Below are 563 nucleotides of genomic sequence, written 5' to 3'. Positions count from 1 at the left end.
CCTTGGTAATTTATCCTCAGGAATGAGCAGGGTAAGAGAGCGAGAAGCGTTTGGTGTTCTGGAAATTAAGCCTTTTTTCTCAAGCACCAAGATCATTTGATGCACTGTTGGAGGGGAGACAGAGAAAAAAATCTGAAAATCTCTCTGAGCAGGAGGCCTACGGTTTATTTTTGTATAATAAAAAATAAAAGCAAGATATTGCCCCTGAATTTCAGTCCATACCATTTCTTCTTTATTATCAATAGACATACGGTTTCTTATTTGATCAAATCCTGTTTTTTAGGAACAGGGTTACACGGATTATGAGCAAGTATAAAGTTGTTTTAAGTGATACGGAATATGAGATGCTGGAACAAATCGTTCGTTTCGGAACGCATGCTGCCCGCAAAATCACTCGTTCAAGGATTTTGTTGATGAGTCATGCCGGCGTAAAGGATAAAGCCATTTCAGGACTGACAGGCGCGAGCCTTTCCACCATATACCGGACAAGGCGTTATTTTGTGGAATATAGTCTGGAACAAGCCATTAACGATGATTTGCGTACAGGGCAGCCACGCAAACTG

The 563-nt window shown here is 41.0% G+C and carries 2 protein-coding genes; one reads left to right on the top strand and one right to left on the bottom strand.

Going from position 1 to position 563, the window contains the following annotated elements; all coding sequences use genetic code 11:
• The coding region (locus ACFORL_RS12790) for a LexA family protein (RefSeq protein WP_382344619.1) at positions 1 to 249 on the bottom strand (249 nt) is incomplete at its 3' end.
• A 53-nt stretch (positions 250 to 302) separates the two neighbouring features.
• Here ACFORL_RS12790 and ACFORL_RS12785 point away from each other — a divergent pair.
• A partial coding sequence (locus tag ACFORL_RS12785; protein WP_382344618.1) for a helix-turn-helix domain-containing protein occupies positions 303 to 563 on the top strand: 261 nt, incomplete at its 3' end.

Origin of the sequence: Legionella dresdenensis (assembly GCF_042649825.1) — a bacterium.
Lineage (GTDB): Bacteria > Pseudomonadota > Gammaproteobacteria > Legionellales > Legionellaceae > Legionella_C > Legionella_C dresdenensis.
The sequence above is the reverse complement of the archived record's forward strand: the minus strand, read 5'-3'. Positions and strand labels throughout refer to the sequence as shown.